Annotated in this window: 11 protein-coding genes and 1 tRNA gene; 4 read left to right on the plus strand and 8 right to left on the minus strand. The window is 61.6% G+C overall.

The window, feature by feature from the left end; genetic code table 11:
• Positions 1 to 288 precede the first annotated feature (288 nt).
• Together QX048_RS33910 and QX048_RS33915 are read right to left on the minus strand one after the other, a co-directional pair.
• Positions 289 to 546, minus strand: a complete 258-nt coding sequence (locus QX048_RS33910; protein ID WP_315715554.1) for a hypothetical protein — start codon at positions 544 to 546, stop codon at positions 289 to 291.
• A 272-nt stretch (positions 547 to 818) separates the two neighbouring features.
• Positions 819 to 1,187, minus strand: a complete 369-nt coding sequence (locus tag QX048_RS33915) for a hypothetical protein (protein ID WP_315715555.1) — start codon at positions 1,185 to 1,187, stop codon at positions 819 to 821.
• A gap of 270 nt (positions 1,188 to 1,457) precedes the next feature.
• Between QX048_RS33915 and QX048_RS33920 the strand changes: the two genes are divergently transcribed.
• Positions 1,458 to 2,150 carry a phytanoyl-CoA dioxygenase family protein gene (locus QX048_RS33920; protein ID WP_315828095.1) on the plus strand — a complete coding sequence of 231 codons (693 nt, stop codon included), beginning with the start codon at positions 1,458 to 1,460 and terminating at the stop codon, positions 2,148 to 2,150.
• Positions 2,151 to 2,265: 115 nt separating this feature from the next.
• On the opposite strand, the gene QX048_RS33925 is transcribed toward QX048_RS33920, so the two are convergent.
• Positions 2,266 to 2,559, minus strand: a complete 294-nt coding sequence (locus tag QX048_RS33925; RefSeq protein WP_315715557.1) for an HdeA/HdeB family chaperone — start codon at positions 2,557 to 2,559, stop codon at positions 2,266 to 2,268.
• 1,043 nt (positions 2,560 to 3,602) lie between these two features.
• On the minus strand, positions 3,603 to 5,381 hold the full coding sequence (locus QX048_RS33930) for an acyl-CoA dehydrogenase (protein ID WP_315828096.1): 1,779 nt from the start codon (positions 5,379 to 5,381) through the stop codon (positions 3,603 to 3,605).
• 289 nt (positions 5,382 to 5,670) lie between these two features.
• On the opposite strand from QX048_RS33930, the gene QX048_RS33935 reads away from it, so the two are divergent.
• Positions 5,671 to 5,745 (plus strand) — tRNA-Gln (locus QX048_RS33935).
• A 940-nt stretch (positions 5,746 to 6,685) separates the two neighbouring features.
• Positions 6,686 to 7,153, plus strand: a complete 468-nt coding sequence (locus QX048_RS33940) for a GNAT family N-acetyltransferase (protein ID WP_315828097.1) — start codon at positions 6,686 to 6,688, stop codon at positions 7,151 to 7,153.
• Between the two features lie 129 nt (positions 7,154 to 7,282).
• Here QX048_RS33940 and QX048_RS33945 read toward each other — a convergent pair whose 3' ends face one another.
• The 4 genes from QX048_RS33945 to QX048_RS33960 are packed head-to-tail and all read right to left on the minus strand — an operon-like array spanning position 7,283 to position 11,679.
• Positions 7,283 to 8,470, minus strand: a complete 1,188-nt coding sequence (locus QX048_RS33945; RefSeq protein WP_315715560.1) for an amidohydrolase — start codon at positions 8,468 to 8,470, stop codon at positions 7,283 to 7,285.
• Positions 8,471 to 8,516: 46 nt separating this feature from the next.
• Positions 8,517 to 9,968 (minus strand): amidase, encoded by a 1,452-nt coding sequence (locus tag QX048_RS33950; RefSeq protein ID WP_315828098.1) that lies wholly within the window; start codon positions 9,966 to 9,968, stop codon positions 8,517 to 8,519.
• On the minus strand, positions 9,965 to 10,873 hold the full coding sequence (locus QX048_RS33955; RefSeq protein WP_315828099.1) for a DMT family transporter: 909 nt from the start codon (positions 10,871 to 10,873) through the stop codon (positions 9,965 to 9,967). Before QX048_RS33955 ends, QX048_RS33950 begins: the two co-directional genes overlap by 4 nt.
• Positions 10,870 to 11,679, minus strand: coding sequence for a hypothetical protein (locus tag QX048_RS33960; RefSeq protein ID WP_315828100.1), 810 nt, complete (start codon positions 11,677 to 11,679; stop codon positions 10,870 to 10,872). Before QX048_RS33960 ends, QX048_RS33955 begins: the two co-directional genes overlap by 4 nt.
• 517 nt (positions 11,680 to 12,196) lie before the next feature.
• On the opposite strand from QX048_RS33960, the gene hemA reads away from it, so the two are divergent.
• Positions 12,197 to 13,504, plus strand: coding sequence for a 5-aminolevulinate synthase (gene hemA, locus QX048_RS33965; protein WP_315828127.1), 1,308 nt, complete (start codon positions 12,197 to 12,199; stop codon positions 13,502 to 13,504).
• Positions 13,505 to 13,530 lie beyond the last annotated feature (26 nt).

Raw genomic sequence — 13,530 nt, forward strand, 5'->3', positions numbered from 1 at the left:
AAATCAAGACGGCGGGTTACGCCCGCGGCTAACCTGCCCTAAGAGTCTCAACTCTCTCCCAGTCGTCATTCCGGGGCATTCGCGCGCAAACGGCGCAGCCGTTTGAAGCAGCGTGAATGAGCCCGGAATCCATAACCACAGGCCTCAGTTTGAGGCGAGCACGCGCCACATGCCGCTCGCACCTCACCACCATCGTGAGTATGGATTCCGGGCTCGCCCTGCGGGCGCCCCGGAATGACGGTGGAGGGAGCGATGACAACAACGAGCAAGCCAATATGGGCTGCCGTCTCACTCCGTATAGCTGTGCGACCGCTCCGCCCGGCGGAAGTGAACCGGCGACAGGCAGCGCCGGGCCCGGCTGATCTGGGCGTCGGTGGCGCCCCGGCTGCGCGCATACATCTCGGCCACCTCGGCGGTATATTTCTCGACGTAGTAGCGAACCTCGGAGCACGACATCCGTGTCTCCGGACCTGCTTCGTTGGCCGCCTGCAACTCGGACCCCATCGCCAGCACCAGCACTCCCGCGCCGATCACGCTTCGCAACATCGTCGTCTCCCCATTGTCGTAGCCGCCTGCCAGCAGGCGTGACTCGGCGCGCCGGGGCAAATTAACAATGGGCCGCGCATGACATCGCGCGCGGACTGTTGCTTCACGGCGTCACCGCGACGCGTGCGTCGCAGCGCGTTTTGCTGTTGTAATGCTCGTCCAGTTCCTCATTCGGAACCGGCGCGTTCGGATGCGACGCTCGCGATCGGCGCCACGCCATCGCTCGGCGCGACCCACAGCTCGTAGGACGGCGCGGGGATTCCGAACGAGCCTCAGGCCGTCACGCCTTGGCTCGACGCAGCCGTGCTGCTGGCTGCGCCATTGGTCGCGCCCTGCGCATTGTAGGTCTGCGCGTTGTTGCCGCTTCCGTTCGAGGCAGCGGCAGTCTTGGTCACCTCGGTCGAGCCGTCGGAATAGGTGATCGTCGTCGTGGTGATCCCGTCGAGGGTGATCGAGACCTCGCTGACCACGGTCTTGCCCGACGATGAGCCGCCGCTGCCGGAAGAACTTTCAGACGTGGCGCTGGCGGAGCTGGTGGCCGAGGACGACGACGTCTGAGACGTGGACGAGGTGGATTGCGTGGCGGTGCTTGCCTGGGACGCGGTGGCCGCGACGGGCGTTGTGACAGAGCTGATCGACATGGGACTCTCGCGTGAAGAAGGAAGCCGGGCCGCGCGGTGGACGTTCGGCCCGCTTCTTCAACGCAACTGCCGCCCGAAACTGGCGGCGCCAGTTGCGTCTGATTATGTCCGGACGCCGCCGTCCTGATGCCGGACCAAGACCGAAGCTTGACGCCGGTGGCCCCATCGCGCTCGCATCTCATGTCCATCGTGGGCATGGATTGCGAACTCGGCGGCGGGAAAGAAGAGCGATTGCCAAGCTCCCGCGGCGCACTCTAGTCTCCTGCGCGCATGACCTTCGCGCTCTCTTCCCAGCAGAAATCGCAGTTCACCGACGCCGGCGCGCTGCACGTCACGACGGCACTCGATGCGTCCGCTTTGCACGCTCTCGCCGCCGCGCTGTCCCGCCACGCACCGGCGCAGGCCGGCACCCGGCTGCACGGTGTTGCCGCGCTGACGCCGTTGCTCGCCAATGACGGTCCGGTCGGCCGCGCCGCCGCCGCCGTTCTCGGCGATGCCGCGCGCCCGGTGCGCGCCGTCTATTTCGACAAGACGCCGCAGATGAATTGGGCGGTCCCGTGGCATCAGGACCGGACCATCGTAGTGCGCGAGCGCATCGAGCTCTCGGGTTTCGGTCCCTGGACCACCAAGGGCGGCCTGCAGCACGTCGCGCCGCCTTACGAGGTGCTGGCGCGGATGGTCACCTTGCGTGTCCACCTCGACGCCGTGCCCGACGGCAACGCCCCGCTCCTGATTGCGCCAGGCTCACACTGCCTCGGCCGCATCCCGGAAGCCGATGTGCCGATCGTCGTCGCGCGGTGCGGCACCGTCGCGTGCCACGCCGAGCCGGGCGACATCTGGCTGTATGCAACACCGATCCTGCACGCCTCGGAACTATCCGTGCAGCCCGGCCATCGCCGCGTGCTGCAAGTCGATTTTGCCGCGGATGAACTGCCGGGCAGACTGGAATGGCTCGGCATTTGAGACAACGGAGGAGGGCGGATGAGCGGAGCGTCATCCGCCCTTGGCGGCGCGGTGGAAAGGCGGGTCACACTAACACCAACCCGCCCTACGCGACACGGATGGTGCGCGTCGCCGGTTACTTGCCGAGGATCTTCTCGGCCGCCGTCACGATGCTGACCGTCGGATGCTCGGCGCAGTACGCGCCGAACTTCTTGGCGTTCGCGATGAACTCCTCGGTGTCGAACAGCGCTTCGTCCTGATCGCCCTTGTACCAGCCGTCCAGCCAGATCAGCACCATCTTGATGGTGTCGTCGCCGCTTTCGACGAACTGCTTGCAGCTCATGGTCGACAGATCGAGGACGACCGCCGACGCCGGCGCAGATGACAGCAGGAGGGCGACGGCAAATAGTGGGGCAACGAGCGATTTCATATGTCTTCTCCGAACGGGCATGATCAAAAACGATGAACTATGCAGAGGCTCACCAATCCCTTCGCGAAGCGGCGCGAATTCCGTGATCACGATCGCGACGGGAGCGGTGGCCGGAACTGTCCGTACCGCGCGGAGAAAGTCAAGCATGAGCGGGAGAGCCGCAGGGTGCATCGAGCCTTTCCAGCTCCGAGGTCTGAATTGGGAGCCTCGGCGGGCGCGCGTGCCCGTCGGGCAAATCACGTTAACCCGAAATGATCGTGTCAAGGTTTGCTGAAAAACATAAATCGCTTTGTCGTTTCCCCAAATCAGCATTATGGTCCGCCCATCCCGTTGCACGGTAGGGGACGGTTCGCGGTCGTCACGGACGTTGGCAGCGGGATGCGGTGGACGCGGGCGGGCGCAGTGCTGTTGGCACGGACGAACGGCTGCTCGCGGACGGTCAAGGCGTGTGGTTCTGATACTCCGACGCTAGTATCAAGCGTAATGCGCGAGAGCGCATTGCGCGACATGGTGGCCAGAAAGCCCGGTGCACCAGGAAGAGCGCGCTATAGACCGTTAAAACCATCGCGCGGGGAAGGCCGGGTCTGTCCGGCTGTACCTGTGGTGACTGCCGCCTGCTTTTTTCTGCAGGCGGGCCACGGGCCTCAGCCGAGGTCCGGCCTTCCTCGCGCCCTCCACTCGGTGAGGGCGGGAATTTAGCTCATAGCTCGGGCGCGGAGCGCGTCGCGAGAGCGCGGATGCTCATGCCGAGCTACGCTCCGAGCTGATCGTGACATGCTGTTTGAGATTGTGGATCACACGATGCTACATGGCCGGTGCTCACCCTCCCCTGGAGGGGGAGGGTCGATCGCGCGCGAAGCGGGCGAGCGGGGTGGGGTGATGTCTCCACCGGCACGGGTGCGTGTGGAGACATCACCCCACCCCGCCTCACGTTTCGCTGCGCTCCTCGTGAGGCGACCCTCTCCCTCCAGGGGAGGGTGGGAGCCCGGTGATCAGCCATGATGTAAGGACGTCAAAGCTGCGCTGTCACGACCGAGTCGAACTCACGCCACCAGCACGGCCTCGGCGCCGAGCACCGCATCGGCGCCGTCGGTGACGGTCTTTTCCAGGGACGGCGCCTGCACGGCAAACGTCTCGGCGAAGAACCGTGCCAGCGCCACGTGACGGGCGCCGACGGTCTCGCTCTCGCTGCGCGCGGCGAGCGCCTCGTTGGCCAGCATGCAGCCGCCGAGCGCCGAACCGAACAGGCGCAAGTACGGCGTGGCGCCGGCAAGCGCGTCGTTCGGGGCTGTCGCCAGCTTCTCCAACAGCCAGCGGCTGGAGCGGTCGAGCGCGCCGAGCGCGTCGCGCAGCTTGGCGCCTGTCGTGCCGAACGCCGGATCGTTGGAGGCCTCGACGCGGCGGACGATGTCGGTGAGCTCGTCGAGCAGCTTGAACACCGAGGCGCCGCCGTTCGCACCCAGTTTGCGGGTGACGAGGTCGATCGCCTGGATGCCGTTGGTGCCCTCGTAGATCGCGGTGATGCGCGCGTCGCGATAGTGCTGCGCGGCGCCGGTCTCCTCGATGAAGCCCATGCCGCCATGGATCTGCACGCCGAGATAGGCGACCTCGTTGCCGATGTCGGTGGAGAACGCCTTGGCGATCGGCGTCAGCAGCGCGCCGCGCGCGGCCGCCTCGGCGCGCACGGCGGGATCCTTGGCGCGCACGGCGACGTCGAGCGCCACGGCGGTCGCGTAGCAGATCGAGCGCGACGCGGCGGTCAGGACGCGCATCTGCATCAGCATGCGCTTGACGTCGGGATGGGCGATGATCGCGTCCGAGCCGGTGCCTTTGCTGCCGACGGCGCGGCCTTGGCGGCGGTCCTGCGCGTAGGCGAGCGCCTGCTGATAGGCGCGATCGGCGACGCCGACGCCTTCGAGGCCGACTCCGAGCCGCGCCTGGTTCATCATCGTGAACATGCAGCGCATGCCGGCGTTTTCTTCGCCGATGAGATAGCCGATGGCGCCGCCATTGTCGCCCATCGTCATGGTGCAGGTCGGCGAGGCGTGCATGCCGAGCTTGTGCTCGACGCCGGTGGCGTAGATGTCGTTGCGGGCGCCGAGCGAGCCGTCGGCATTGACGAGGAATTTCGGGATCAGGAACAGAGAGATGCCCTTGGTGCCGGCCGGCGCGTCCGGCAGCCGCGCGAGCACGAAATGCACGATGTTGTCGGTCATGTCGTGGTCGCCATAGGTGATGAAGATCTTGGCTCCGGTGATGCGGTAGCTGCCGTCCGCGGCCCGCTCGGCGCGGGTACGCAAGGCGCCGACGTCGGAGCCGGCCTGCGGCTCGGTCAGTTGCATCGTGCCGGTCCATTCGCCGGAGATCAGCTTGCCGAGATAGATGTCCTTCAGCTCCTTGCTGCCGTGGGCGTCGAGCGCCTCGATGGCCGACAAGGTCAGCAGCGGGCACAGGCCGAAGGCGACGTTGGCCGCGCTCCAGATCTCGGTGCAGGCGGCGTTGATGGCGAGCGGCAGGCCCTGGCCGCCATGCGCCTCGGGGCCGGACACCGCGTTCCAGCCGGCCTCGGTCCAGCGCTTGTAGGCATCCGGCCAGCCCGGCGCGGTGGTGACCTTCTTGTCGGCGAGCTTGACGCCGTTCCTGTCGCCGATCTGGTTGAGCGGGGCGAGCACGTCGGTGGCGAACTTGCCGGCTTCCTCGAGCACGGCGGCGGTGATGTCGGGGTCGAAATCGCCGTAATGGCCGGCCTCGACCGCCGCCTTCAGCCCGGCGCCATGGTTGAGGGCGAGCAGCATGTCGTTGAGCGGGGCGCGATAGGTCATGGCGTGTCCTCGGGGGTCGAAATTGGCCGGTTTGGCCGCCGTCATCCCATGAAACCGGCCGGGTCTCAACTTTTTCGCAAGCCGTTGCGGCGGGCGGCCGCGGCGGACCCGGCGGGACAGGGTAAAGGCTTGTTCAGATTGACGAATCGGCGAGCGCGGCGGATCACCCGGAGCCCGCGCAAATTTCCTGCGGCGCAGCGGTTGAAATGGGCCGGCGCGCTCTGTAGACCACGGGCGCCGATCCGGAATCGCATGGCGCCCGCGCGCCATGCCGATCCGCCGGGCCTGATGGGGCGTAGCCAAGCGGTAAGGCAGCGGATTTTGATTCCGCCATTCGGAGGTTCGATCCCTCCCGCCCCAGCCAGATTTCCGGAGCCCAGTCGGTATCTTACATTTTTACGATCTTGTTGTTCTGAAACTCGCCAGACGCCGCATTCCGAAACCCTGTTTGCGTTGTGTTCGCCAAAACGTGAGCTCGTCGTTTGCGTGTTGCCGCAAGGACGCGCGGAGCCGTGCGCTTGGCGTAGCCGGCGTTACTCCGGGCCAAGGATTCGGGATATCCCTGGCGAATTCGGCCGGGTACAGCCGATGAACCACGCGCCATGCCTTGCGGCACAGGCCAACGAATTTCTCGCCGCGCCGAGAGAGTGTGCTCTCGCCCGCGTCATCCCTGATGAACATTTCGTAGAGCTTATCAGCGGCACGCGGGGCGATACTCTTGATCGGCAAGCACCCGATGCGCTCGCCTCCTCTGTTGCGCACGTCGCAGATGGCTTGCATGCTGTGCTCGTAGCCGGGTCGCGAGCGCTTCGAGACCTTTTCGAGACATGCCTTTGTCTGCCTATATTCGCGGAAAAGCCAATCAACCGAGCCGACGCGCGCTACGGAAGCCTTTGGATTGGAGATGCCCTTTCGATTTTGGCATCGGCATCACTCCACGTCTCGTCGTTGTCAGAATCACTGTCATCCGAAGGCAGCCGATCATTGGCACAATCAAGCTCTCCGACGTTCCATGCTCTTCGGCGAGCGCCAATGAGTGCGGGCTTCGGCATACTTCCTGCCTGCACCATCTGATCGAAGACGTTGAGGGAAGCGCAGATGCAAGCGGCTATGGCCTCACGGGTGATGGGCCGGGGCTTGAGCGATGACGAGCGAGTCGTCTGCCTTGGCTCGGCGAGATCTTGGTAACAGAGCCTAGATTCTTCGTGCCCGTTCTATCTTTTTCGGTGTAGTTCGCTATCCTTGTTACGACATGAAAGATATCATCGTCATACGTCGATGTGGGTGCAATGGAGTTGCTGGAGATGAACAAGCAGGGTGGAGGCGTCGAGATCGCGAAGGGAAATCCCTTTCACGCAGATGTCGTCCGTATGCTCAGAGACGCAGACGAATATTATGCGTCGCTTTACCCGCAAGAAAGCAACCACTTGATCGATGTGAATGAGTTGGCGAAGGACGATACTCTATTCTTCGTCGCTCAGATCAACGACAGGGTGATTGGCTGCACGGCCCTCGTCTTGTCACCTGACTATGGTGAGTTGAAACGCATGTATGTAGATCCTGCCTATAGGGGGCTGGGGGTCGCGCAAGATCTGCTGGATACGATCGTGCAGGCCTCGCGAGGGGCAGGGCTATCTTGTATTCGTTTGGAAACCGGATATTTGCAGCATTCCGCGATAGCATTGTATCGAAAGAACAGCTTCTTCGAAATTCCGCCGTTTGGCGGTTACGGCATTGACCCGCTGAGCATATTCATGCAGCGCGACCTCTAGCAACCTGTTGAATGTCCCACAGGCATCTGCCTGCACTTTGGTGCCGATGTTGGACTCTGTCGTTGTCTTGGTCGTTGCGCGGTATTCGCTCTTCTGCGCAGCGGCCGCAGGCGGCCTATTTGAGGAGCATCAAGTGGACGCCAGTTCCCTAAGGGCTATGCGCTTCAACAGCAGCGCGGCACGCTCGATATTGCGATCGTCGAAATCATATGAGGGGCTGTGCAGGCTGGCAGCACCGTCCGCCCCCTGACCAATCAAGCAATATGCTCCCGGGACCTTTTGTAGAAAGAAGGAAAAGTCCTCTCCGGCCATGCTCGGACGAACGTTGCTCAGGATGTCGTCTTGATCAAGCAAGCTGTCTGCAACGCCGGTCACGAGAGCAGCGCGGTCCGCATGATTGATCGTGGCTGGATAGAGCTTCTTGTAGGTCACCAATCCCGTCAAATCATGGGCATCGCAGACGTGGTCCACGATATCTCGGATCTTCTTCTCAATAGTCGATTGAACGTCCGTACAATATGTACGAACCGTGCCGACACAGTCGACCCGATCGGGAATCATGCTGCCCTTGAGAGGGCTTCCGCCGTGAATGCCTCCGATAGATATGACGGCAGCCTCCGCGGGATCCACATAGCGCGATACGACGTTTTGCAGCATCGAAATGATGTTTGCGGTGGCAACGATCGGATCCCTCGTCTGGTGGGGAATTCCGCCATGGCCACCCGCTCCAAGGACGGAGATTTCGATTCGGTCCGCCGCGGCCATCACCGCCCCGCTATTGATGGCGATCTTTCCGATTGGAAGCCATGGCGCATTATGAATTGCATAGATCGAGCTGAGCGGGAATCTCTCAAGCAATCCATCTTCGATCATCGCTTTTGCACCCGCTCCCCCCTCCTCAGCGGGCTGGAAGATGCAACATACGGTTCCGGAAAACTCACGGTTCGCTGAAAGCTCTCGTGCGGTGGCGAGCAGAATGGCCATGTGGCCGTCGTGACCACACGCATGCATGCAGCCGCTGTTCTGCGACTGCCAAGCAAGACCCGTCTGCTCCGTCAATTCCAGGCCGTCCAACTCTGCCCTCAACCCCACATACTTTCTGGTGCCGGTCCCTTTGATGCCGCGAATGATGCCGACCACACCGGTTCCGCCGATCCCGGTCTGTATCTCGTCGGCACCGAGCGCTTGCAGACACTCCACAACCATCGCCGACGTCTTGAGCTCCTTGTACCCTAACTCCGGAATCGAATGCAGCGCCCTGCGGATGCGTATCGCTTGATCGAGAGTGCCTGGCTGCAGTGCGTCACGCAATGACATATCATCTCCTTCGTCTCGAAGCGGGCGTCCTCGTCGCTGCGACCCGCTACGGCAGCTTCTGGATGTTCTCGGACAAGGCCATTGCCTCCGACCTTCCACGAACAGGAGCGAGTTGGTGAAACGACAGCATGTCCTCCAGGGCGGCCGCACAGGAAATGACGTCGTGGTCGCCATTTGTCGGCCCGATCACCTGCAGTCCTACTGGAAGACCCGACCGCGTCATACCGCAAGGCAGCGACAACGCAGGAAGACCGGCCACGGCCGCAACGTAGGTCAACGCTGTCCAGTCGAAATAGCCATCGAATACATGGCCTGCACATTCAACTACGGTCGGCTGATCGATCGGATGAGCCGGCACGATTGTCGACGGACATATCAAGAGATCATATGTTTCGAAGAAATCAGCCACATGCTGCACGATGCGAACCCGCGCCTGTTCGGCTTCAAGCATCTGGTCGATCGTCAGCTGCAGCCCCTCGGTCACGTTCTCCCTGATATCGGTTGATCTCACCAGCGTACCCTGCTTCCTCAGGACGCTACCAAGGCTGCACGCCAATACGTAAGCACGCATCACTCGAAAACATCGCTGGACACCATCTAGATTCGGAGACGCCTGATCCACGACGACGCCATTGGCCTGAAGTCGCGCCGCGGCATTTTGCACGATGCAAGCGACTTCGGGGTCCACAGGGCCGATGTTCAGATCAGCAGAGAAGGCGACTCGCTTCGGCAACTTCTGGACTTCAGCCGCGCTGGCAAACGACCGCAATGGACGTGGTTTGGAAAGCAGATCCCTGTGGGTCTCGCCCGACATGGCGTCAAGGAACATTGCAAGATCGACCACGTTTCGTGCCATGGGGCCTTGGACGGCTAGCGTCTGATCAACGGATGCGCGGTTAGCCATCGCGACCCGCCCCGGCGACGGCCTCATCCCAACAACGCCACAAAAGCTCGCGGGAATGCGCAAGGATCCCCCCATGTCAGAGCCATGAGCAAGCCACGTCATATTCAACGCCAGAGCAGCAGCCGAACCGGAAGATGATCCCCCCGGCGAATATTTGACGTTCCACGGGTTCAAACATGGGTCAAAGACCGGATTCAGAGAATTGAATCCAACGCCGAGTTCAGGGACGTTGGATTTTCCAAATACAAGTCCCCCTTCATCCTCGATGTGCTGGACGACCGCATCAGTGAAGGCTGGAACATGATCGCTATATATGAGAGATCCGGCCGTCGATCGAACCCCGGACACTTTCTGAAGGTCCTTGATGACCAGCGGCAGGCCAGACAGTTGGCCGCGCTCGTCGCGAGGCTTCTGCATCAATTTTGATGCACGATCATGCGCCCTATCGAAGCAGAGCGTCGGCAGGGCGTTGACGGTCGAGTTGACCTCGCCGACGCGCTGTTCCACGGCATCAAGGCAATCATGCGGAGTCACGTCACCGCGTCTAAGCAGGGACACGATCTCAACAGCCGAATAGTCGAGCAAGGCGTTCATCGCTGGTGTGCCCCTTCGAAGATGAGTAAAGCGGTGCCCGCCACTGCCGTGATTGCGCCCAGGAGCGAACTTGCATTCGGTCTCTCACCCCGCGTAAGCCAGAGCAGAAGCAGGAGCACCAGCGGCGTCGAGGACGCGTATGTCATCGATATTGCGATTTTTCCGCTCGTGATCGCCAGCATAAGAAGCGTCAGGCCGCCGCACATTCCAACGAGCGCACTCACAACGATCTTGGCGTAAACGGTAGCTGAGCTGGCGTCTGTCCTGATGTCGTCGCTGCGGGTCCGGCCCATGATGACAAACAATAGGGACGCTGCGCAGAACCGTATTGTCGTCGCCATGATGGGCGACGTTCCCGCCGTTACGACGGGAGTCGAGATCAGCGTGCCGATCGCCTGGCATCCGGCTGCAAGAACCGCCAATGCGACGCCCGTGTTCTGACGTTCGGCGTTGAGATGTCCATTCAGGGGAGCGCCGGCGCCTCCTCTGAAGGCAATGACAATCAACGCCCCAGTCATTACAAGAAGAATACCAACTCCCGCCTCTATCGTGGTCCTCTTGTGATAGATGGCAGCCTCCAGCACGGCGCCGATAACGACGTTGGACGAGAATATGATGCTGGTCTTCTTCGGCCCTATTTTGCTGATGGCGGCAATGAGAGACAGGTCGCCGACCACAATTCCAATGAGGCTCGATGCCGCGAGCGTCAGCGCGTCCGCGACACTCACGCGAAGCGGAACATCGGCGATGAACAGCACCGGTAGCATGAAAAAAGACGCGAAGATCATTCGCGTCTTCGTGAACTCGAAAACACCTGTGGTGCGACTGACGTCAGCGGCAATGAGGCTACTGATCGCCAGGCACGCAGCGGTTCCAAGCCCGGCAACTTCGACGCCGACCGTCATTCGACGTTAGCCGTCTCGACTGTTGCGTCATCAGACCTGGTATCATCTGGATAGATGTCTTCCATCGAGTTGTGCGTTATGGAATCCGACACCATGTCTTCCGGCGACGCAAACGTCAGGACCACAACGGTTCTCTTGGTAGATCCCGTCAGGGGCGCCACACGATGCAGTGTCGTATTCGCCTTCATAAAATAGCAATGTCCGCTGTTGACGTAGAGAGACCGAACGACGTTGTCTTGCAGGATCCGCCGGAGGTATGGCTCAGTCGAGCCTTTCTGCCATTCGACGTTCGAGAGGTACTCGACGCGTCCCCCGAGGAGCGGATCTGGAGCCTCAATGACAAAAATGAGGGCATAGGCATAATCGTCCCAATGCCATCCATGGGTGTCGCCAGGCTCGCACTGGCTGTTGATGATATACTCCTCGGGTCGGTAAGGAACCCGTTCAATGTTCTCACCGGCGAGCTTCCGGAGGAAGGAGAGAACCGCGTCGCTATTGAAGATGGCCGGAATAATCCCGTCATGTTGACAAATAGCGTCACGCCCGACGCTGCTGTAGGCTCTTGGTGTGTTGCCGCTTTCCTTGATGGTCAGCTTTCGCCGCTTCGACTCCCGGTCGAGCAGGATATTGGCTTCGCTGGTGAGCGCTTCGACCATATCCTTCGGAAGAAGCTGATCGATGACAGCGACGTGATTGCTCCTGAACGTTTGTGACAGCTGATCGATGGCGGCTTGCGACAGGCCGCCAATGTGACTGGCTAGGCGCAGCTCGGTGTCTGTGGGCGTGCAGTTTGCTGACAGATTCATTGCAACCTCAAGTTCGCTGCTGAAAGAGCCAGGGCGGATCCCCCCGCCCGAGGACGTGCGGCTATGCATCGCGCGCGTCGCGACTGCCTCCGTCGTTCTGTACGGTGCCTGTGGGCCATGGAAGTATCGATACCGTATTTTTCGGATATGGCCGCCCGCGGTGGTCGTCGGTAGCTATGGACGACAGGGCATTGGGCTCGCTCTGCTTCGCGTTGAAGGCGACAAATCACAAAGGATGGCGTCGGTGAGCGAGAGCCAAGCAGGATGCGGCGCGATATTGCGAATGTTCGACGCGGCTCCCTGACGTTCAGTATCGTGTCACAAAGTTAAGGAGTGCGTCTCCGACGGACATCCTCCCTACGTCACGCCGCCTGTTCGGCGTTCATCGCCGGTGCCGTTCGCCGCGGCGCTGCTTGCCTGCTAATCACCGTGTCATCCACCGCCGCTCGGAGCTCTCTCTCAAGCCACCTCGACTTCACCGACGATGTGTTCGCTCAATAGAGTGGAATCAGCGATGATGAATTATGAAGGCATATTTGTCCGGGCGATCGACGCTCTTCGTGAGGAAAGGCGATATCGGACATTTGCCACTCTGGTGCGCAATCCCGAGACTGCGCCGACTGCGCTCTGGCGACCGCCGGGCGAGACACGAGCACCACAGCCCGTCACCGTCTGGTGCTCCAATGACTATCTCTGCATGGGCCTGCATCCGGATGTGATCGAAGCGTCCACGGAAGCGTCCCGGAGCTTTGGCACGGGCGCGGGAGGAACAAGGAACATCTCCGGCACGCACCAAAAAATCGTAGAGTTGGAGCAGGAGCTGGCCAGTCTGCATGGAAAGGAGGCGGCGCTCGTCTTCACGTCAGGCTGGGTATCGAACTTCGCAGCAATCTCCACCATCGGGACTCTGTTGCCGGACTGCGTGATATTTTCAGACGCGGACAACCATAACTCGATCATTGAGGGTATCAGCCGCTCGAGATGCGAGAAGAAGATCTGGCGTCATAACGACGTGAGGCATCTTGAGCAGCTGCTTGCCACGGAGCCCCGCAATCGCGCAAAACTCATCGTATTTGAAAGTCTCTATTCGATGAGCGGCAGTATTGCGCCCATCGGCGGGATCGCTGCTCTCGCTGAACGGTACGGTGCCATGACCTACATCGACGAAGTTCATGCCGTGGGGCTGTATGGACCTCAAGGTGGGGGCATTTGCGATCGAGACGGCCTCGCAGATCGGATCGACGTCATTCAAGGTACGCTCGCCAAAGGGTTCGGATCGCTTGGCGGCTATGTCGCCGCAAATGCATCGATCGTCGATTCAATCCGAAGCTATGCGCCGTCGTTCATCTTCACGTCGACGATACCGCCACACGTCGCCGCGAGCGCAACGGCGGCGGTACGGCATCTGCGCCGGTCCAAGGCCGAACGCGACCAACAGCAAGCGGTGACGCGCAGGGTCCGGCGTGCGCTTCAGGCCGCGCGCCTGCCGGTCATGGCCAATGAATCGCATATCATCCCGGTCGTGGTAGGCGACGCGCAGAAATGTACCGCCGCGAGCCAGATGCTGTTGGAACGACACGGGATATATGTTCAGCCTATAAATTATCCGACTGTGAGCAAGGGCACGGAGCGGCTTCGTCTGACTCCGACACCGGCCCATCGAGACGTGCACATCGACCTGCTGGTCGCCGCTCTCTCTGATGTCTGGGCGTCTCTCGAGCTTCCGTACGATGAACGGGCCGCGCGATCTCCGATCGTTGGCATGACGGACGACGCGGTCAATCCGAAAGACATGACGAATCAGCGGTCGGTTCCGGCGGAGTAAAGGCGGACGCACCGCGCGTCGTGACG

Origin of the sequence: Bradyrhizobium sp. SZCCHNS30572 (assembly GCF_032484415.1) — a bacterium.
Classification (GTDB): domain Bacteria; phylum Pseudomonadota; class Alphaproteobacteria; order Rhizobiales; family Xanthobacteraceae; genus Bradyrhizobium.